17 protein-coding genes are annotated in these 19,201 nt (G+C 62.8%); 11 read left to right on the top strand and 6 right to left on the bottom strand.

What is annotated here, in order from left to right; all coding sequences use genetic code 11:
• Nucleotides 1-82: 82 nt before the first annotated feature.
• The gene (locus tag PQR67_RS20050; protein ID WP_408462849.1) at nucleotides 83-808 is read right to left on the bottom strand and encodes a DsbC family protein; all 726 of its coding nucleotides are present in this window, start codon (nucleotides 806-808) and stop codon (nucleotides 83-85) included.
• Between the two features lie 121 nt (nucleotides 809-929).
• Nucleotides 930-2,102 carry a UbiH/UbiF family hydroxylase gene (locus PQR67_RS20045; protein WP_408462846.1) on the bottom strand — a complete coding sequence of 391 codons (1,173 nt, stop codon included), beginning with the start codon at nucleotides 2,100-2,102 and terminating at the stop codon, nucleotides 930-932.
• A gap of 261 nt (nucleotides 2,103-2,363) precedes the next feature.
• Here PQR67_RS20045 and ychF point away from each other — a divergent pair, with 261 nt between their 5' ends.
• On the top strand, nucleotides 2,364-3,458 hold the full coding sequence (gene ychF / locus PQR67_RS20040; protein WP_408462843.1) for a redox-regulated ATPase YchF: 1,095 nt from the start codon (nucleotides 2,364-2,366) through the stop codon (nucleotides 3,456-3,458).
• 109 nt (nucleotides 3,459-3,567) lie between these two features.
• On the opposite strand, the gene PQR67_RS20035 is transcribed toward ychF, so the two are convergent.
• Nucleotides 3,568-4,542 carry a glycerophosphodiester phosphodiesterase family protein gene (locus PQR67_RS20035; protein ID WP_408462840.1) on the bottom strand — a complete coding sequence of 325 codons (975 nt, stop codon included), beginning with the start codon at nucleotides 4,540-4,542 and terminating at the stop codon, nucleotides 3,568-3,570.
• 365 nt (nucleotides 4,543-4,907) lie between these two features.
• On the opposite strand from PQR67_RS20035, the gene ugpB reads away from it, so the two are divergent.
• The 7 genes from ugpB (at nucleotide 4,908) to PQR67_RS20000 (ending at nucleotide 12,967) form a co-directional block, all read left to right on the top strand.
• Nucleotides 4,908-6,233 carry a sn-glycerol-3-phosphate ABC transporter substrate-binding protein UgpB gene (gene ugpB / locus PQR67_RS20030; protein ID WP_408462837.1) on the top strand — a complete coding sequence of 442 codons (1,326 nt, stop codon included), beginning with the start codon at nucleotides 4,908-4,910 and terminating at the stop codon, nucleotides 6,231-6,233.
• 79 nt (nucleotides 6,234-6,312) lie between these two features.
• A complete protein-coding gene (gene ugpA / locus PQR67_RS20025) occupies nucleotides 6,313-7,197 on the top strand; it encodes a sn-glycerol-3-phosphate ABC transporter permease UgpA (protein ID WP_408462834.1) in 885 nt (294 codons plus the stop codon).
• Nucleotides 7,194-8,039 (top strand): sn-glycerol-3-phosphate ABC transporter permease UgpE, encoded by an 846-nt coding sequence (ugpE, locus tag PQR67_RS20020; RefSeq protein ID WP_408273088.1) that lies wholly within the window; start codon nucleotides 7,194-7,196, stop codon nucleotides 8,037-8,039. Before ugpA ends, ugpE begins: the two co-directional genes overlap by 4 nt.
• A gap of 111 nt (nucleotides 8,040-8,150) precedes the next feature.
• Entirely contained in the window at nucleotides 8,151-9,239 is a 1,089-nt protein-coding gene (locus PQR67_RS20015) for a sn-glycerol-3-phosphate import ATP-binding protein UgpC (RefSeq protein ID WP_408462831.1), read from the top strand.
• A 53-nt stretch (nucleotides 9,240-9,292) separates the two neighbouring features.
• The gene (locus tag PQR67_RS20010; protein WP_408462828.1) at nucleotides 9,293-9,592 is read left to right on the top strand and encodes a DUF3761 domain-containing protein; all 300 of its coding nucleotides are present in this window, start codon (nucleotides 9,293-9,295) and stop codon (nucleotides 9,590-9,592) included.
• 226 nt (nucleotides 9,593-9,818) lie between these two features.
• Complete coding sequence (ettA, locus tag PQR67_RS20005) at nucleotides 9,819-11,483, top strand: energy-dependent translational throttle protein EttA (protein ID WP_408462912.1); 1,665 nt, start codon at nucleotides 9,819-9,821, stop codon at nucleotides 11,481-11,483.
• 359 nt (nucleotides 11,484-11,842) lie between these two features.
• Nucleotides 11,843-12,967 carry a DUF748 domain-containing protein gene (locus tag PQR67_RS20000; protein WP_408462825.1) on the top strand — a complete coding sequence of 375 codons (1,125 nt, stop codon included), beginning with the start codon at nucleotides 11,843-11,845 and terminating at the stop codon, nucleotides 12,965-12,967.
• 2 nt (nucleotides 12,968-12,969) lie between these two features.
• On the opposite strand, the gene PQR67_RS19995 is transcribed toward PQR67_RS20000, so the two are convergent.
• Genes PQR67_RS19995 through PQR67_RS19985 form a run of 3 tightly spaced genes read right to left on the bottom strand, consistent with a single transcriptional unit; the run spans nucleotide 12,970 to nucleotide 15,713 of the window.
• Nucleotides 12,970-13,593: an HAD family hydrolase gene (locus PQR67_RS19995; RefSeq protein ID WP_408462822.1), complete on the bottom strand. Its 624-nt coding sequence runs from the start codon at nucleotides 13,591-13,593 to the stop codon at nucleotides 12,970-12,972.
• A 31-nt stretch (nucleotides 13,594-13,624) separates the two neighbouring features.
• A complete protein-coding gene (locus tag PQR67_RS19990) occupies nucleotides 13,625-15,439 on the bottom strand; it encodes an aminopeptidase P family protein (RefSeq protein ID WP_408462819.1) in 1,815 nt (604 codons plus the stop codon).
• Nucleotides 15,440-15,458: 19 nt separating this feature from the next.
• Nucleotides 15,459-15,713, bottom strand: coding sequence for a hypothetical protein (locus PQR67_RS19985; RefSeq protein ID WP_408462816.1), 255 nt, complete (start codon nucleotides 15,711-15,713; stop codon nucleotides 15,459-15,461).
• Nucleotides 15,714-15,918: 205 nt separating this feature from the next.
• Between PQR67_RS19985 and PQR67_RS19980 the strand changes: the two genes are divergently transcribed.
• The 3 genes from PQR67_RS19980 to prfA all read left to right on the top strand — a co-directional run bounded on the left by PQR67_RS19980 (nucleotide 15,919) and on the right by prfA (nucleotide 19,197).
• On the top strand, nucleotides 15,919-16,629 hold the full coding sequence (locus PQR67_RS19980; RefSeq protein ID WP_408462813.1) for a response regulator transcription factor: 711 nt from the start codon (nucleotides 15,919-15,921) through the stop codon (nucleotides 16,627-16,629).
• Between the two features lie 76 nt (nucleotides 16,630-16,705).
• Nucleotides 16,706-17,992, top strand: coding sequence for a glutamyl-tRNA reductase (gene hemA / locus PQR67_RS19975; protein WP_408462810.1), 1,287 nt, complete (start codon nucleotides 16,706-16,708; stop codon nucleotides 17,990-17,992).
• Between the two features lie 122 nt (nucleotides 17,993-18,114).
• The gene (gene prfA / locus PQR67_RS19970; protein ID WP_408462807.1) at nucleotides 18,115-19,197 is read left to right on the top strand and encodes a peptide chain release factor 1; all 1,083 of its coding nucleotides are present in this window, start codon (nucleotides 18,115-18,117) and stop codon (nucleotides 19,195-19,197) included.
• The last annotated feature ends 4 nt before the right edge of the window (nucleotides 19,198-19,201 follow it).

Genomic DNA, 19,201 nt, shown 5'->3' with positions numbered 1-19,201 from the left:
GAGATTTCTGGCGGGGAGGTTCGGGGCTTGATGTGAAAGGAGGCGCACTTCGCGCCTCCTTTCTTCGTCTCGTGCTGGGTGCTTAGTGCACGGCGGACATTTCCTTGTCCAGCCGGTCTGCCGACACCGCGCCTGGCAGGCGGCGGCCGTCGGCGAGGAACACGGTCGGCGTGCCGTCGACACCCATGGCGCGGCCGAGCGCCAGGTTCTTGTCGAGTGCAGCCGTGTCGCAGGTGCCGGCAGCGGTAGGCGCCTGGTGATCCTGCATCCACGATTCCCACGCCTTGGCGCGATCGGTCGAACACCAGATCGATTTCGACTTGACGGTCGAATCCGGCGACAGCACCGGGTACAGGAAGGTGTAAACCGTGACGTTATCGAGCGACTTGAGCGAGGTTTCGAGCTGCTTGCAGTACGGGCAGTTCGGATCGGAGAACACGGCGATCTTGCGCGCGCCGTTGCCCTTCACGACCTTCACCGCGTTCGCGAACGGCAGGCTCGCGAAATCGATGCGGTTGGTCTCCGCCAGACGCGTTTCAGTCAGATTCTTGCGGGTCTTCGCGTCGACCATGTCGCCGAGCATGAGGTAGTCGCCGTTCGCATCGCTATAGATGATCTGCGTGCCGAGATTCACTTCGTAGAGGCCGGCAATCGGCGACTTCGTCACGCTCTTGATCGTCACGTCGGCCAGACGGGTTTGCAGCGTGGCCTTGAGCTTGTCGGTAGCTTGATCGGCCTGCGCGGAGCAGCCCATCGTCACGGCAGCGATCGCGAGCGCGGCGGCCGCGATGCGGAAGGATTTTTTCATGCTGAATTCCTGGAGTTCAATCGCGCGTTGCGCGTTTTGGGGACGTATCTGGTCTGACCGGAATGACGCCCATCCGTTCATGATACCCGTCTCGCCGGCCGGGCATGCCGGCTCGGGCGCTTTACCCCAGCGCGGCCGACACCAGCCAGCGCTTGATGAACGGCTGCGCGCCGACAAATGCCATGCCGGTATTGCGCAATGCCTTGGCAAACGGACCGGGCACCGAGAAGAGCTTTTGCAGGCCGTCGGTGGCGATCATCAGCGCGCGGATGTCTTCGCGGCGGGCGCGCTCGTAGCGGCGCAGCAGCACCGTGTCGCCGAGATCGCGGAATGCTTCCTTGCCGGCGACCGTCTCGGCGAGCGCCGCGACATCGCGCAGACCGAGGTTCATGCCCTGGCCCGCCAACGGGTGAATCAGATGCGCGGCGTCGCCGACCAGCGCGACGCGCGGTGCCACGAGTTTGTCGACGGTTTGCAGCGCGAGCGGGAAACCTTGCGCCGGTGTCACGCATTCCAGGGCGCCGAACTGCCCACCCGTCACGCGCTCGACTTCGGCCGCGAGTTGTGCCGGATCAAGCGCGAGCAGCTGCTCGGCGTGCTCGATGCGCGCCGACCAGACGAGCGACACGTGGCCCTCCGGCATCGGCAGCAGCGCAATGATTTCGCCGTCCTTGAACCATTGGTAAGCGGTTTCGCCATGCGGCTTTTCGGCCTTGAAATTCGCGACCACGCCGGTTTGCTTATAGTCGCGCCGATTCATCTTCGAACCGATCTGGGCGCGTACCCATGAATGCGCGCCGTCCGCCCCGACCACCAGATCGGCCTCGAGCACATTGCCGTTGGCAAGACCGACGCTCGCGCCGTCGGCGGTGAAGTCGAGCGCCTGGGCGCGTGTGTCGATCCAGGTGAGATTCGGCTGGAAACGCAACGCGGCATCCAGCGCGCGCTCGATTACCGACGACTCGACGATCCACGCCAGTTGCGGCACGGAGGCCTGGAACGCGGAGAAATGAAGTTCGGCATGCGCGTCGCCATAGACGCGCATGTCGTAGACGGGGCCTAGCCTGGACAGATCGAGCGCCTGCCAGACCCGCAAGCGCTCCAGGAGAGCCTGCGAACTCGACGACAGCGCGTAGACCCGCGAGTCGAAGGTCGCGCCCGGCGGCAGCGCCGCGCAGGGTTGCGCGAGCAGCGCCACGCGCAGTCCGCCTTGCGTCAGCGCCAGCGCCGCGGTCTTGCCGACGAGCCCGCCGCCGATCACGGCAGCATCAAAGGTCTGGTGGTGTGCGTTCATCCGCGCATTATAGCCGTGGGGGTTGCGGGGACGGATCGAGCCCGCGGCTTTACCGCAGGCAGATCAAGAACCCGATCCGAACGGGTTACAATTGCGCTTTCCGTGACAAAACTCGCCCAGAATCGTCGAGGCAACGCCCCGATCTGGTGTCTTGTCCCGCTCCGCTGCACTCGCTTCGCCACGCCAAACGCGAAGGCTTTCCGAATCCTGCACACAGCGTCGAGCGCATCACGCAACTTACTGATTCACTGAAGGATTTCCATGAGCCTCAAATGCGGCATCGTCGGCTTGCCTAACGTCGGCAAGTCCACCCTGTTCAATGCGCTGACCAAGGCGGGCATCGCCGCCGAAAACTACCCGTTCTGCACGATCGAGCCGAACGTCGGCATTGTCGAAGTGCCGGACGCGCGTCTGAAGGCGCTCGCCGAAATCGTCAAGCCGGAGCGCATCCTGCCGGCCGTGGTGGAATTCGTCGACATCGCCGGCCTCGTGGCCGGTGCGAGCAAGGGTGAGGGTCTGGGCAACCAGTTCCTCGCGAACATCCGCGAAACCGACGCGATCACGCACGTGGTGCGCTGCTTCGAAGACGACAACGTGATCCACGTCGCGAACAAGGTCGATCCGCTGTCGGACATCGAAGTGATCAACACCGAGCTGGCGCTGGCCGACCTCGCAACCGTCGAAAAGGCGCTGTCGCGCTATTCGAAGGCCGCCAAGTCGGGTAACGACAAGGAAGCGATCAAGAACGCCGCGGTGCTGGAAAAGGTGCGCGCGCAGCTCGACCAGGCCAAGCCGGTCCGCGCGCTCGACCTGTCGGATGAAGAAAAGGCCACGCTCAAGCCGTTCTGCCTGATCACCGCCAAGCCGACCATGTACGTCGCCAACGTGAAGGACGACGGTTTCGAGAACAACCCGCACCTCGACGCAGTCACGAAGTTCGCGGCAGCCGAAGGCGCGCCGGTGGTCGCCGTGTGCGCGGCGATCGAAGCTGAAATCGCCGACCTCGACGAAGCGGACATGGCCGTGTTCCTCGCCGACATGGGCATGGAAGAGCCGGGCCTGAACCGCGTGATTCGCGCGGCTTTCAAGCTGCTGGGCCTGCAAACCTACTTCACGGCCGGTGTGAAGGAAGTGCGCGCGTGGACGATCCATATCGGCGACACGGCACCGCAGGCAGCGGGCGCGATCCACACCGATTTCGAGCGCGGCTTCATTCGCGCACAGACGATCGCCTTCAACGACTACGTCACCTATAAGGGTGAGCAAGGTGCGAAGGAAGCCGGCAAGATGCGCGCGGAAGGCAAGGAATACGTCGTGCACGACGGCGACGTGATGAACTTCCTGTTCAACGTTTGAAGCTTCGGTCTGGCGAGCGACGTTGATTGGCAGAACGCCAGACGAACATCAAACGCCGCCGCCCGTTGCATCTCCCACGAAAGCCCGCTCAAAAGCGGGCTTTTTTGTTTTACCGAGCGAGCTTTGCGTTGGCTGCGTCGCACTTGAGCGGCATCGCGATGCCCTCCCGCACGGCCGCCATCTTCGACGGCGAATCCGCCAGCACCGCATCGATTCCCAGGCACGCCGCGGTCCGGTAATCGTCCGCACTGTTGACCGCGATCGCCACGATCCTCACATCAGGCTTCTGCCGGAAGCAGGCGAGCGTCGCGGGCGTCCACAGCGTTGCCTGCACATCTGAGCGACCCTCCCCCAGCGTAAATTTCTCTACCACGGTCATTGCCCGATGCAACTCGAACGCGGTCCACGCGTGTTCGGCAGGGGCGTCCACGCAGCCCTGATTCAGCAAGACGCGCACGAGCCGTCCACGTGTCGCATCACGCGACTCGAATAGCCTGGCCTGCGGGTAGGCCGCGAAACTCTGCTGGTAATCGGCTTCGGTCGAATAGATCGTTACCCGCGACCAGGCATTTTCCTCTTCCAGCAGCCGCGCCACGGCCAGCGCCTGCGGCGCGGCGGGTAGCGCTTTCATGTCCAGGATGACCGGCATGGAGTCCGGGGTCGCGCGCAACGCTTCTCGCAGCGTCGGAATGCCGACCGGGCGATCGCGATAGGGATACGCATCGCCGCGACGAAAATTCCAGCCCGCGTTCACACGCGCGAGTTCGGCAGCCGTGAGGGCGGACACCGGCCCCTTCGTATCGGTCAAGGCCGACAGATCGGCCGGGCGGTACAACACCGGTACGCCGTCCTTGCTCAACTGAACCGTGAGCCACATGGCGTCGGCATGATGCGCGATCGACTGATGAATCGCTTCGAGCGTGTTTTCGGGCGCGTCGCCCGTGCCGCCACGATGCGCGACGATCCTGGGCAACGAGGTGACGGGCGGCGGCCCATTCTCTGTCGCGACGGGTGTCAACGCACACCCGGCGAGCGCGAGACCCGCTATCGAACTGCAAACAGCCAATCGCACTGAACTCAGCATCTGGAATCCTGATTAATAAACACGTGAACCAAAACCGTGCATGATCGAGCAGAACACGCCCGACATTCCTCGTTCCATCGTGCCCGCACACGGGCAATTGCAGTCAACGGCCTGCGCCCAGATATGACTTTGCGCAAAAACGGGCCTTGTGACATCCCCTATTTCCGTTTCGTGACAGCCGGTGTTAAATTGCCGCAACCGGCCCCCCTGTCAAAAACGGACCGCCGTCCGGCAATCGTCGCCAGACTGTCATCGAACACAAATAGAATCGCGCGATTCGCATTCGCGCCCATTCCGCAACGATGTTGCATGGGACCGGAGTCAACGCCAAAGCGCTACCTCCGGTCGACAAAGGAGATCAATCGATGAGTTGCAAGCCGCTATTCCGTTCGCTTTCCGTTGCCGCCGTGCTGAGCCTCGGCATCAGCCAGGCAGCTCACGCCGCGACTGAAATCCAGTTCTGGCACGGCATGGAAGCCGCCCTGGGCGAGCGTCTGAACGACATAGCCAACGCGTTCAATGCGTCGCAAAGCGACTACAAGATCGTGCCGGTGTTCAAGGGTACTTATGACCAGACCCTCGCCGCCGGCATCGCCGCTTATCGCAGTGGCAATGCGCCGGCTATTTTGCAGGTCTACGAAGTCGGCACTGCGACAATGATGCAAGCGAAAAAAGCCGTGATCCCGGTCTCGGAAGTGTTCAAGCAAGCCGGCGTGCCGCTCGACGAAAAAGCCTTCGTGCCGACCATTGCCAGCTACTACAGCGACGCGAAAACCGGCGAACTGATCTCGATGCCGTTCAATAGCTCGACACCGGTGCTGTACTACAACAAGGACGCGTTCAAGAAAGCCGGGCTCGATCCGAACCAGCCGCCGAAAACCTGGGCCGAACTGCAGACAGACGCACAGAAGCTGAAGGCGTCGGGCATGTCATGCGGCTATTCGTCGGGCTGGCAGAGCTGGATTCAGCTCGAAAACTATAGCGCCTGGCATGGCGTGCCGTTCGCGTCGAAGAACAACGGGTTCGACGGGGCCGACGCGCAGCTCGAATTCAACAAGCCGCTGCAGGTCGCGCACATCCAGTTCCTGCAGAACATGCAGAAGGAAGGCACCTTCACGTACGTTGGCCGCAAGGACGAGCCAGTGTCGAAGTTCTATAGCGGCGACTGCGGGATCATCACGAACTCGTCGGGTTCGCTCGCCACGATCAAGAAGTACGCGAAATTCAACTTCGGCACCGGCATGATGCCGTACGACGCCAATGTGAAGGGCGCGCCGCAGAACGCCATCATCGGCGGAGCGAGCCTGTGGGTGTTGTCGGGTAAAGATCCGGCGGTGTACAAGGGCGTGGCGAAATTCCTGTCTTATCTGTCGTCGGCGCCGGTTGCCGCGAAGTGGCATCAGGACACGGGCTACCTGCCGGTCACGACCGCCGCATATCAACTGACGCAGCAGCAAGGCTTCTACGAGAAGAATCCGGGCAGCGACACGGCGATCAAGCAGATGCTCAACAAACCGCCCCTGCCGTACACGAAGGGTTTGCGTCTGGGCAATATGCCGCAGATCCGCACCGTGATCGACGAGGAACTCGAACAGGTGTGGGCGGAGAAGAAGACGCCGCAAGAGGCGCTCGATGCATCGGTGTCGCGTGGCAACGAGTTGCTGCGCCGCTTCGAGAAAGCCGGTAACTAAGACGTGCTGTACTAGCCGTGAGGGTGTCGGCGCGCTCGCATCCACACTCTCACGCTAGTAGAAACTCAGGGAATTCTCGATGGAAAAGCGCTCCCGCTTCGGCACCAGCGTCCTGCCCTACCTGCTCGTAGCGCCGCAACTCCTGATCACGCTGCTGTTCTTTCTGTGGCCGGCGGGCGAAGCGCTGTGGCAATCCACGCAGAGCCAGGACGCGTTCGGCACGTCGACCGAATTTGTCGGCCTGGCCAATTTCAAGCAGTTATTCGCCGATCCACTTTATCTGTCGTCGTTCTATACGACGCTGATTTTCTGTGGATTGGTCACGGTCTTCGGTCTCGTGATCTCGCTGCTGCTCGCCGTCTGCGCTGATCGCGTGACGCGCGGCGCCCGGGCCTATCAGACGCTGCTGATCTGGCCGTATGCGGTCGCGCCCGCGATCGCCGCCGTCTTGTGGTCGTTCCTGTTCAACCCGAGCATCGGCCTCGTCACCTATGCGCTCGGAAAATACGGCATTGTGTGGAATCACGCATTGAACGCGGGCCAGGCGATGTTTCTGGTTGTGCTGGCATCCGTGTGGAAACAGGTCAGCTATAACTTTCTGTTCTTCTATGCCGGCTTGCAGGCCATTCCGCGTTCGCTGATCGAAGCGGCGGCCATCGACGGCGCCGGTCCGGTGCGGCGTTTCTTCGGCATCGCGCTGCCCCTGCTTTCGCCGACCAGCTTTTTTCTGCTGGTGATCAACATCACCTACGCGTTCTTCGACACCTTCCCGGTGATTGACGCCGCCACCGGCGGCGGCCCGGCTCAAGCTACCCGTACGCTGATCTACAAGATCTTCGCCGAAGGCTTCCAGGGCCTGGACATCGGCAGTTCGGGCGCGCAGTCCGTGATCCTGATGGTGATCGTCGTCGCGTTGACGGTCGTGCAATTCCGCTTCATCGAACGCAGGGTTCAATACTCATGATCGAGAACCGCCGCGGTTTCGACCTCTTCTGCCATGCGGTGCTGATTCTTGGCGTCGTGCTGGTCGTGTTCCCCGTGTACGTCGCGTTCTGCGCGGCGACGATGAGCGAGCACGAGGTGTTCAGTGTGCCGCTCTCACTCGTGCCGAGCACGCATCTGTTCGAGAACATCGCGACGGTCTGGTCGCATGGCAGCGGCAATGCGGCCGCGCCGTTCGGCCGCATGCTGTTCAACAGCCTCGTCATGGCGCTGGTGATTTCGATCGGCAAGATCGCCATCTCGATGATCTCCGCGTACGCGATCGTGTTTTTCCGCTTTCCGTTTCGCAATCTGTCGTTCTGGCTGATCTTCATCACGCTGATGCTGCCGGTCGAAGTGCGCATCTTTCCGACCGTACAGGTCGTGTCGTCGATGCATCTGAGCAACACGTATAGCGGCCTGACTTTACCGCTGATCGCCTCGGCCACCGCCACCTTCCTGTTCCGTCAGTTCTTCATGACACTGCCCGACGAACTGATGGAAGCGGCGCGTATCGACGGCGCCGGCGCGCTGCGTTTCTTCTGGGACGTGGTGCTGCCGCTGTCGAAAACGAACATGGCAGCGCTGTTCGTGATCACCTTCATTTACGGCTGGAATCAGTATCTGTGGCCGATCCTGATTACGAGCCAGCAATCGCTGACCACGGCCGTGGTCGGCATCAAAAGCATGATTGCTTCCGGCGATACCGCGACTGAATGGCACCTCGTGATGACCGCGACCCTGCTCGCCATGCTGCCGCCGCTCGCTGTCGTGCTGACCATGCAACGCTGGTTCGTGCGCGGGCTCGTGGATTCGGAGAAGTAACTCGCGCAGCGTGGGCGAGCTTCAGCGCTGGACATTGACTCAAGAACACCGCGCGATACGTGGGAAACACGTGACGAAAACGCGGCAAGCAACGAAAAAGGCTAAAACGGCATGGCTGCACTGACTCTGCAAGGCGTTAAAAAGACCTACGACAGCAAACAGTTCGTATTGCACGGTATCGACGTGGACGTCGCGGACGGCGAGTTCGTCGTGATGGTCGGGCCGTCGGGCTGCGGCAAATCGACTTTGCTGCGGATGGTGGCCGGGCTCGAAGGCATTTCCGAAGGCACCATCTCGATCGCCGGCAAAGTGGTCAATCAACTGGAGCCGAAGGATCGCAACATCGCGATGGTGTTCCAGAACTACGCGCTGTATCCGCACATGAGCGTCGCCGAAAACATGGGCTATGCGCTGAAGATCGCAGGCGTCGATCGTGCGCAGATCACGAAGCGCGTGGACGCAGCCGCGCAGATTCTTGAACTCGAGGCGTTACTCACGCGCAAACCACGCGAGCTATCCGGCGGCCAGCGGCAACGCGTCGCCATGGGTCGGGCGATTGTGCGCGAACCGGCGGTATTTCTGTTCGACGAACCGCTGTCGAATCTCGACGCACGGCTGCGTGTGCAGATGCGGCTCGAAATCCAGCGCCTGCATGCGCGGCTCGCCACCACGAGTCTCTACGTCACGCACGATCAGATCGAAGCGATGACGCTGGCACAACGCGTGATCGTGATGAACAAGGGCCACGCCGAGCAGATCGGTGCGCCGACCGAGGTCTATGAACGGCCGGCGACGGTGTTCGTCGCGAGCTTCATCGGTTCGCCGGGGATGAATCTGCTGGAAGGCCGGGTATCTGATGATGGTTCAACGTTTGAGGTGGCGGGCAACGGGCCGAAGCTGCCGCTTCAAGGGCTTGCGTCGCTTGGCCAGGAAGTGGCCAAAGGGCGTGAATGGACGCTGGGCATTCGTCCCGAACACATGACGCCGGGACAAACCGACGCCGCCCAGGCCACGCTCGTCGTCGACTCCTGCGAACTGCTCGGCGCGGACAACCTGGCGCACGGCCGCTGGGGCAAGCACGACGTAACGGTGCGCTTGCCGCATACGCACCGGCCCGCGGCAGGTGAAACGCTGCAAGTGGCGCTGCCCGCGCGGCATCTGCATTTCTTCGATTCTTCGACGGGACGGCGCGCGAACTAACGTCCCACTTAAGCCAAATTCGACGTAACCAAAACAATAAAGACTTTAAGACCATGCAAGGCATCGCCCTCCGCTGCTTGCGCCGCACAGCAGCGCTCACCGCTGCGCTTCTCTTCACCGCGACCTCGGCGTTCGCCTATGTCGCGCCCGGAACGTCGCCCGACGAAGCGAACCTTAGCAATCACAACACCTATACCAATCGCGACGGCAACACGGTGCATGCGCCGGCACGCTCTCTTTCGGGCAAGGCGCCCGAAGGCGCGACCGCGCGCTGCCGCGACGGCACCTACAGTTTCAGCCGGCATCGCAGCGGCACCTGTTCACGGCACGGCGGCGTAGCGGATTGGCTTTAAGCATCGAGCGGACGGCGCGCGAACTGACACCACCGCGGACGCCCTCTGCCGCCGCATCCTCGGCCCGAAGTACAATGCCACCTGAACACCCCGCCCGCGGGCGTCGTTGAATTCGACGCCCCGCTGGCCGGCGCTGGGCGCACTGCCCGGCTACAACACCGATTACCCATCCACCCACGACCGCCGCCCTTACGCGGCCGGCGGCGTCAACGTCTATTGCAAGCAAATGGCCCAATACGTCTTCACCATGAACCGGGTCGGCAAAATCGTGCCGCCCAAGCGTCAAATCCTGAAAGACATCTCGCTGTCGTTTTTTCCCGGCGCGAAAATCGGTCTGCTCGGCCTGAACGGCTCGGGCAAGTCGACGCTGATCCGCATCATGGCGGGCGTGGACAAGGACATCGAAGGCGAAGCCACGCCGATGCCGAACCTGAACATCGGCTATCTGCCGCAGGAACCGCAACTCGATCCGAACAAGACGGTGCGTGAAGCGGTCGAGGAAGGTCTCGGCGACGTCTTCGGCGCGCAAAAGAAGCTCGACGAAATCTACGCCGCCTACGCGGAACCGGACGCCGACTTCGACGCGCTCGCCGCGGAGCAGGCCAAGTACGAAGCCATTCTCGCCACCACCGACGGCAGTGCCGAACAGCAGATCGAAATCGCCGCCGACGCACTGCGCCTGCCGGCATGGGACGCAAAGATCGAAAACCTGTCGGGTGGCGAAAAGCGCCGCGTCGCGTTGTGCAAACTGCTGCTCGAAAAGCCGGACATGCTGCTGCTCGACGAGCCGACCAACCACCTGGACGCGGAATCGGTCGACTGGCTCGAACAGTTCCTCACGCGCTTCCCGGGCACCGTCGTCGCCGTCACCCACGATCGCTACTTCCTGGATAACGCCGCCGAGTGGATTCTCGAACTCGACCGCGGCCACGGCATTCCCTGGAAGGGCAACTACAGCAGCTGGCTCGACCAGAAGGAAGAGCGCCTGAAGCAGGAAGAGTCGTCGGAATCGGCGCGTCAGAAGGCGATCAAGAAAGAACTGGAGTGGGTGCGCCAGAACCCGAAGGGCCGTCAGGCGAAGTCGAAGGCGCGTATCGCCCGCTTCGAGGAACTGAACAGCCAGGACTATCAGAAGCGCAACGAGACCTCGGAAATCTTCATCCCGGTCGGCGATCGCCTGGGTAACGAAGTGATCGAGTTCAAGAACGTCAGCAAGTCATATGGCGACCGTTTGCTGCTCGACGACGTCAGCTTCAAGATTCCGGCGGGCGCGATCGTCGGCATCATCGGGCCGAACGGCGCCGGTAAGTCGACGCTGTTCCGTATGCTCACCGGCCGGGAGCAGCCGGATTCGGGCGAGATCGTGCAAGGGCCGACGGTCAAGCTCGCGTATGTGGATCAAAGCCGCGACGCGTTGGACGGTTCGAAGACCGTGTTCGAAGAAATCTCCGGCGGTGCGGACGTGCTGACGGTCGGCAGGTACGAGACGCCTTCGCGTGCGTACATCGGCCGCTTCAACTTCAAGGGCGGCGATCAGCAAAAGACCGTCGGCAATCTGTCGGGCGGTGAACGCGGCCGGCTGCATCTGGCGAAAACATTGATCGCGGGCGGCAACGTGTTGCTGCTGGACGAACCGTCGAACGACCTGGACGTCGAAACGCTGCGCGCGCTGGAAGACGCGTTGCTCGAGTTCGCCGGTTCCGTCATGGTGATCTCGCACGATCGCTGGTTCCTCGACCGGATCGCGACGCACATCCTGGCGTTCGAAGGCGATTCGCAAATCACGTTCTTCGACGGCAATTACCAGGAATACGAAGCTGACAAGCGCGCCCGCCTCGGCGAGGAAGCTGCACGTCCGAAGCGTCTGCGTTACAAGCCGATCGCGCGATAAATAGCCAACCTGGCGGCCCGCTCGTTGACTGACGAGCGGGCTGTCTTGCTGGTCGGTTTTTTGCTGACGGTTTTTGTGGATCGTTTCGCTGACCGCCCGGTCGGCGCGTTTTGCCGGCCGACTGGCCGACTGGCCGATTGGCCGATTGGCCGATCATTTTGCTCGCCGTGACATGCCGGAAACGTCTTGCGTTTACCGGATGGGCGGTAGGGCACACGCATTGCTTGCCACGGCGTGATACACGTCGTCCCGGCGGAATGCAGTCACTCCACCGTATCAAACAGATGCGCGCCCAGGCCGGCGCGCGCGCAGGCCAATCGCACCCATACCGCGCGCAGCGCGGCGACGAGGAGGCAAGCATGGCAATGTCGAAGGGCAAACGCTGGGCGATTGCCGTAGGTGGCGTGCTGCTGGTGCTGATCGTCGTCGCGGTCGGTGCGCTGCAATTCGCGCAGCGCGAAGTCAAAACACGCGTGATTGCGGCACTCGGGCCATTAGGCAGTGCCGAAGCCATCGACGTCGGCCTCACCTCGGTTCATCTCACCAACGTTCTGCTCAAAGCACCGCCCGGCTGGCCCGCCGGCGATCCTTTGCGGGCCGACGAAATCACCATCACACCCGATATCCGCGATTTGATCGCGCGGCGCATGCATATCCACAGCGTGGTGGTGCGCGGCTTCGACATCGCGGTGCTGCGAACGAAAGACGGTGCGATCCGTCTGGTGCCGAATCTGCGGCAGGCGGTGAACGGCCCCAGCGACGACGAAGCCAGCGGCGTGGCAACACCCGGCTCCAGCGAAAAGCTGATCGACCACATCAGCTTCGAGCAAGGCAACTTCCATTTCTACGACATGACGGTCGGCCCGCCGGCATACAAAGTGACGGTCAGCAACGCCAACGCAACGGTTGACCACCTGCATCTGCCCGCGCTCAGCGAACCGACCAACGTCAGCGTCACCGGCTCGATCAAGGGCCCGACTCACACGGGCACCGTTTCGTTCGACGGGTGGATCAAGGTCGCCAGCAAGGATTCGCAGACCACCAGCAAACTACGCGGCATCGATGTCGTGATGCTCGATCCCTACCTGCTGAAGAAAGCCGGGGGGAAAGCGCAAGTGGCCGGCGGCACGGTCGACCTGACTGTCGAATCGACGGTGCGCAACTATCAGTTGCACGCACCCGGCACGGTAACGATCCACCGTCTGCAACTCGCCGACAGCGACAATCCGCTCGACACCTTCATGTCGATTCCAACCAAGGCGGCCATTGCGGCGCTCAAGACGCATAACGGCGATATCACGCTGCATTTCGTGCTGGACGGAGACCTCCGCGACCCGAAGTTTTCGGTGCAGGAGGGTCTGATGAAGCGCCTCGGCGCGGGGTTTGCAAACGCCTTGGGCGTGAGCGTCGAGGGCGTGGCCAAGGGCGCTGGCGAAACGGTGAAAGGCTTGGGTAACGCGTTGAAGAATCTGCTCGGGCAGTAGGCTTAGACCGGCAACCCCAGCACCCGCAATGTCGCTTCGGTTTGCACGGCGCTCGTGTGATGCACGCCGTGCCAGCCCAGCGCCGTTGCGGCCTCGGCGTTCTTCAGATTGTCGTCGATGAAGACCAGCTCGCCCGCCTGGATGCCCGGCAATTGCGCCTCGATCCGCTCGCGCATAAGCGCGAAAATCGCTGAATCGGGCTTCACCAGCTTCACTCTGCCCGACACAACGATGTCGCGGAACCGCCGCAGCACGGGGTAATGCTCCCACGCATACGGAAACGTCTCCGCGGACCAGTTGGTCAGCCCGAAAAGCGGCACCTCGGCCGCCTCAAGCTTTTCCATGATGGCCACACCCTCTTCCAGCACACCGGCCACCATCTCGTGCCAGCGCTCGTAGAACGCGCGGATCAGCAGGGCGTGATCGGGAAACTTCGCAATCAGCTCGTCTGTTCCCTCGACGATCGGCTGGCCACCGTCCTGACGGATCACCCAGTCCATTGAACAGACGTGGGTCAGAAACCAGCGGCGCTCCGTTTCGTCAGGAATCAACTGACGATAAAGATACTCGGGGCTCCAGTCGATCAGCACACCGCCGAAATCGAACACCACTGCCTTGATGGCCATGCGCGCTCTCTCCGTATAGTCGCGGCGACGATCAGACAGGTTGTGTACGCAATTCGAGCCACGCCTTCGCCTCGCCCGACACATGCGGCGAAAGCCGCGCGCGCACCGTCTCGTGGTACCCGTTGAGCCAGGCGCGCTCGTCGTCACGCAACAGCGAGAGGTCGAGGCAGCGCGTGTCGATCGGACACAGCGTCAGCGTTTCGAACTTGAGGAAATCGCCAAACTCGGTTTTCTCCGCCGGCACGTTCAGCACCAGATTCTCGATCCGCACGCCCCACTTGCCCGGCCGGTAAATGCCCGGCTCGACCGAGGTGATCATGCCCTCTTCCATCGCGGTCCACGGTTCGGCCGGCGCATAGTGCGAAATCACCTGCGGGCCTTCGTGCACGTTCAGGAAATAGCCCACGCCGTGACCGGTGCCATGACCATAGTCGGCGCCCGCTTCCCAGATCGGCGCACGGGCGATCGCGTCGAGCATCGGCGAACGTATGCCGCGCGGGAATTTCGCGCGCGACAGCGCCATGGTGCCTTTCAGCACGATCGTGAAATCGCGCCGCTGTGCCTCGCTGACGGTGCCGACCGGCACGACGCGCGTGATGTCGGTCGTACCGCTCAGATACTGAGCGCCCGAGTCGATCAGCAACAGGCCGTTGCCCTCGATCACCGAATGCGACTCACTAGTCGCGCGGTAGTGCGGCATCGCGCCGTTCGCGTTGAAGCCGGCAATCGTGGCAAAGCTCAGCGACACGAAGCCCGGACGGCGCGCGCGGGCCGCCGTCAGACGCTCGTCGATCGTCAGTTCGGTGATCGTTTCACGGCCCAACGCGCCTTCGAACCACGCGAAGAATTCGGCGAGCGCCGCGCCGTCCTGCTCCATCGTCTCGCGCACGTGCTCGGCTTCTGCCTCGGTCTTGCGCGACTTGAAGAACGTGGACGGATTGACCGCCTCCACGACCTTCACCGTGGACGGCACCACCTGCAGCGAGCCATAGGTGATGCGGCGCGGGTCGATCAGCAGCGTGCTGCCGGCCGGCAACGCGGCCAGCGCATCGGCCGCCTTGGCGTACGGTTCGACGCTGATGCCGTCACGCGCGAGCGCCTCGGCCAACGCTTGCGGCACCTTGCCGTCGGCGACGAAGAGCGACGCGCTCTGCGGACCAATCAGCGCATGCGCCACGAACACCGGGTTGTAGCTAACATCGGCGCCACGCAGATTCAACAGCCACGCGAGATCGTCAAGCGTGGAAATGAAGTGCCAATGTGCGCCCTTCTCCGCCATCGCGCGGCGAATCTGCGCAAGCTTTTCCGAACGGGCGACGCTTGCGTGCGGCGCGGCATGCTCAAACACAGCCGCGGCGGGCAGCGACGGACGCTGCGGCCAGATTGCGTCGAACAGATCGACGTCGGTGCGCAGCTTCACGCTATGCGCGGTGAGCGCCTGGTCCAACGCACGCGCCGCCGACACACCGAGTACCGCCCCGTCCACACCGACCGTGCCGCCAGCCGCGACGTTCTGTGCAAGCCATTCGAAATGCGGCACGGTCTGCTGGCCGCCGGTCATCTTCATCAACTGCACGCCGGTGCCGCCCAGTTGCGCACTGGCCTGTTCCCAGTAGCGGCTGTCGGTCCAGACACCGGCAAAATCGGCGGTCACGACCAGCGTGCCGGCCGAGCCGGTGAAGCCCGACAACCACTGCCGGCCTTGCCAGCGCCCGGGTAGGTATTCGGAAAGATGCGGGTCCGAGGACGGCACCAGATAGGCGGCCACACCTTCACGTGCCATCGCATTGCGCAATGTCGCGAGCCGTTCGGGGATGGAGGAGGTTTCGGGAAGTCGGGCATTCATCGGAGTCACCTGCAAGTATTCAACGACGGGAAAGCAAGCCGACCGTCACGGCAACGGCGATCAACGCGACGCCGGTGCATACCGGCCATTCGAGCGTATCGCCATCATGAAAGAGACCAACCACATTGCCGGCCATGCGCGCGACACCCGCGCCCACCACGCCAGCCAGTAACGCCGCCCACCATGGGGCACGGCTCGATCGGCGCAGCGGATGCAGCAACCAGCCCGCCAGACCGATCACCACGCCCAGCACCAGGATTCCGGGCCACCCCATTAGCAGCAGGTCTCGCGCAGATTCAGATTCGTCTCATGGGCGCATGGAGCCAGGACAGCTAGCATTTTCTTCTCATTAACTATAGAGGTTCAGCACGGCGCTTTCCGCATAGCGGTTGAGTTTAGGGGGTCGGGGTGATGTTAGGCAAGCTGTAAGCCTTACGGACAAGCCTGACCCCTGGTAAATGCCACGCTGACAGCGCGCCATGCGAATCGCCCTTATCGAGCCGGATCTTCGGCACGCCACCTTGGTCAACCGGCTGATCTTTGCCGGCGGCCATGCCTGTCAGCACTTCACCGCGAGCGCCTCGTTCCTGGATCGCGCCGCCGACGAATTCTTCGATCTTCTCATCACCGAGAGCTGGGCCGGCGACCATTGCGCCGAAGACGTGATTCCGCGCGCCCGCTCCATCCTGCCTGGGCTGCCGGTGATCATGCTGCTGGCGGAGCCACGTGAGAGCCAGATCGTAGCCGCGCTACATGCCGGCGCCGACGACTGCCTCACCAAGCCGGTCCGCGGTCCGGAAATGCTGGCCCGGATCGATGCGCTGCTGCGCCGCGCCGGCTGGCGGCGACCGCCCAACCGGCGGCGTGACACGTTCGGCGGCTACGCGTTCGACGCGGCGCAGTTTGCCGTCACATTCCGCAATCAAACCGTCGCGCTGACGCCGAAGGAATTCCGCTTTGCGCTGCTGTTATTTACCAATCTGTCACGGCCGGTGTCGCGCGCGCATATTCTCGAAACCGTCTGGACACGCCGCCGCGACGTAAAGTCGCGTTCTGTCGACACGCATGCATCGCGCGTACGGACCAAATTGCAGTTGCGCCCGGAACACGGCTACTGCCTGACGCCCCTTTATGGCTACGGCTACCAGCTCGACGCGATCGCGCCAGAACCGGTTGTGGAGGCCGGATGACGCGCGCAGAATGAAAGAATCATGAAAACGCTATAATATTGGGCTAAACCATAGCGCCCCATATGCAGCGCCCCATATGCAGCTTCTAACGATCGGAATCAATCACCACACTGCGCCTGTCGCCTTGCGCGAACGCGTGGCGTTTCCGCTCGAACAGATCAAGCCTGCACTGGACACCTTCAAGAATGTCTGGCTCGGCCGCACTGCCCGCACGGCGCCGGAAGCGGCGATTCTGTCTACCTGCAACCGTACCGAACTCTACTGCGCGACCGACGACCAGGCCGCGCGTGAAGCCGCGATCCAGTGGTTCTCGAAGTACCACAATCTGCCCATCGACGAACTTGCGCCGCATGTCTACGCGTTGCCGCAGTCGGAAGCCGTGCGCCACGCGTTCCGGGTCGCATCGGGCCTCGATTCGATGGTGCTGGGCGAGACGCAAATTGTCGGACAAATGAAGGATGCGGTGCGCACGGCATCGGAAGCCGGCGCGCTCGGCACCTATCTGAACCAGTTGTTCCAGCGCACTTTCGCCGTTGCGAAGGAAGTGCGCAGCACGACCGAAATCGGCGCGCAGTCGGTTTCCATGGCGGCTGCCGCCGTCCGGCTCGCGCAGCGGATTTTCGACAAGGTCTCGAACCAGCGCGTGCTGTTCATCGGCGCGGGCGAAATGATCGAGTTGTGCGCCACGCACTTCGCCGCGCAGCAGCCGCGTGAGCTCGTCGTCGCCAATCGCACCGCCGAGCGCGGCACCCGCCTCGCCGAACGCTTCAACGGCCGGGCCATTCCGCTCTCGGAACTGCCCACGCGCATGCACGAGTTCGACATCATCGTGTCGTGTACCGCTTCCACCCTGCCGATCATCGGGCTGGGCGCGGTCGAGCGGGCCGTGAAAGCGCGCCGTCACAGGCCTATTTTCATGGTCGATCTGGCCGTGCCGCGCGATATCGAACCCGAAGTCGGCCAGCTCGAAGACGTGTTTCTCTATACCGTCGACGACCTCGGCGCGATTGTTCGCGAAGGCAATGCGTCGCGGCAAGCCGCGGTCGCGCAGGCCGAGGCGATCATCGAAACACGTGTCCAGAATTTCATGCAATGGCTCGACGCGCGCAGCATCGTGCCTGTGATTCGCCATATGCATACGCAGGCCGACGTGCTGCGTCGCGCCGAAGTCGAACGCGCGCAGAAAATGCTCGCCCGCGGCGAAGACCCGGCAGCGGTGCTCGAAGCGCTGTCGCAATCGCTCACCAACAAACTGATCCACGGCCCCACGCACGCGCTCAATCGCGCGAGCAGCGAGAACCGTGACACGCTCATTGAATTGATGAGCGGTTTCTACAAACACTCCGGTTCTACGGAGCGTTAGCGGCGCAGCCACCGCCGCACCGTCCGCGCCACCCCGAGTGGCCCGCGACATGCTTCTGACCAGGGCATCTGCCCACTCCCCTAGTCGTCGTCCTTGCCGGAGTCCGCTCCGATACCCGTCCGATGAAAACGAGCATGCAACGCAAGCTCGACCAGCTCACTACCCGGCTGGCCGAACTGAACGACCTGTTGAGCCGCGAGGACATCACCTCGAATCTCGACCAATACCGCAAGCTCACACGCGAGCACGCCGAGCTCGGGCCGCTCGTCGAGCATTACGCGCTGTGGCGCCAGGCGATGACCGACGCGGCGACCGCGCAGGAACTCCTGACGGACGCGTCGATGCGCGACTTCGCGGAAGAGGAAATCCGCGCGGCGCGTGAGCGGATGGAAAAACTCGGCGCGGAATTGCAGAAAATGCTGCTGCCGAAAGACCCGAACGACGACCGCAACATCTTCCTCGAAATCCGGGCCGGCACGGGCGGCGACGAATCCGCGCTATTTGCCGGCGATTTGCTGCGCATGTACCTGCGCTATGCCGAGCGTAATCGCTGGCAAGTGGAGATGATGTCGGCGAGCGAGTCGGACCTTGGCGGCTACAAGGAAGTGATCGTGCGGATCGCAGGTGTTGCGGCCTACTCCAAGCTCAAGTTCGAATCGGGCGGCCATCGCGTGCAACGCGTACCGGCCACCGAAACGCAGGGCCGCATCCACACGTCGGCGTGCACGGTCGCGGTGATGCCGGAAGCGGACGAGATCGGCGAAGTCGAGATCAATCCGGCCGATCTGCGCATCGACACATTCCGCGCGTCCGGCGCGGGCGGGCAGCACATCAACAAGACAGACTCGGCCGTACGCGTCACGCACTTGCCGACGGGCATCGTTGTCGAATGTCAGGACGACCGGTCGCAGCACAAGAACAAGGATCGTGCGCTGAAGGTGTTGGCCGCGCGCATCAAGGACAAGCAGTCGCACGAGCAGCAGCAGAAGGAGGCCGCAACCCGCAAGAGCCTGATCGGCTCGGGCGATCGTTCGGAGCGGATTCGCACCTACAATTTCCCGCAAGGACGTCTGACGGATCACCGGATCAATCTGACGCTGTATCGCCTCGAAGCACTCATGGACGGCGATCTCGACGAATTGATCGCGGCTCTCGTCAGCGAGCATCAGGCCGAGTTGCTGGCGTCGCTGGGCGACGCGGACTAAGCGC

Origin of the sequence: Paraburkholderia fungorum (genome assembly GCF_046026025.1) — a bacterium.
In the GTDB taxonomy this organism is placed as follows: Bacteria; Pseudomonadota; Gammaproteobacteria; order Burkholderiales; family Burkholderiaceae; genus Paraburkholderia; species Paraburkholderia fungorum_E.
This window is presented reverse-complemented; position numbering and strand designations above follow the sequence as displayed.

Bases quoted from the DNA above. Each gene is read 5' to 3' on its own strand.
- PQR67_RS20050 (WP_408462849.1), bottom strand. From the start codon at position 808: ATGAAAAAATCCTTCCGCATCGCGGCCGCCGCGCTCGCGATCGCTGCC.
- PQR67_RS20045 (WP_408462846.1), bottom strand. From the start codon at position 2,102: ATGAACGCACACCACCAGACCTTTGATGCTGCCGTGATCGGCGGCGGG.
- ychF (WP_408462843.1), top strand. From the start codon at position 2,364: ATGAGCCTCAAATGCGGCATCGTCGGCTTGCCTAACGTCGGCAAGTCC.
- PQR67_RS20035 (WP_408462840.1), bottom strand. From the start codon at position 4,542: ATGCTGAGTTCAGTGCGATTGGCTGTTTGCAGTTCGATAGCGGGTCTC.
- ugpB (WP_408462837.1), top strand. From the start codon at position 4,908: ATGAGTTGCAAGCCGCTATTCCGTTCGCTTTCCGTTGCCGCCGTGCTG.
- ugpA (WP_408462834.1), top strand. From the start codon at position 6,313: ATGGAAAAGCGCTCCCGCTTCGGCACCAGCGTCCTGCCCTACCTGCTC.
- ugpE (WP_408273088.1), top strand. From the start codon at position 7,194: ATGATCGAGAACCGCCGCGGTTTCGACCTCTTCTGCCATGCGGTGCTG.
- PQR67_RS20015 (WP_408462831.1), top strand. From the start codon at position 8,151: ATGGCTGCACTGACTCTGCAAGGCGTTAAAAAGACCTACGACAGCAAA.
- PQR67_RS20010 (WP_408462828.1), top strand. From the start codon at position 9,293: ATGCAAGGCATCGCCCTCCGCTGCTTGCGCCGCACAGCAGCGCTCACC.
- ettA (WP_408462912.1), top strand. From the start codon at position 9,819: ATGGCCCAATACGTCTTCACCATGAACCGGGTCGGCAAAATCGTGCCG.
- PQR67_RS20000 (WP_408462825.1), top strand. From the start codon at position 11,843: ATGGCAATGTCGAAGGGCAAACGCTGGGCGATTGCCGTAGGTGGCGTG.
- PQR67_RS19995 (WP_408462822.1), bottom strand. From the start codon at position 13,593: ATGGCCATCAAGGCAGTGGTGTTCGATTTCGGCGGTGTGCTGATCGAC.
- PQR67_RS19990 (WP_408462819.1), bottom strand. From the start codon at position 15,439: ATGAATGCCCGACTTCCCGAAACCTCCTCCATCCCCGAACGGCTCGCG.
- PQR67_RS19985 (WP_408462816.1), bottom strand. From the start codon at position 15,713: ATGGGGTGGCCCGGAATCCTGGTGCTGGGCGTGGTGATCGGTCTGGCG.
- PQR67_RS19980 (WP_408462813.1), top strand. From the start codon at position 15,919: ATGCGAATCGCCCTTATCGAGCCGGATCTTCGGCACGCCACCTTGGTC.
- hemA (WP_408462810.1), top strand. From the start codon at position 16,706: ATGCAGCTTCTAACGATCGGAATCAATCACCACACTGCGCCTGTCGCC.
- prfA (WP_408462807.1), top strand. From the start codon at position 18,115: ATGAAAACGAGCATGCAACGCAAGCTCGACCAGCTCACTACCCGGCTG.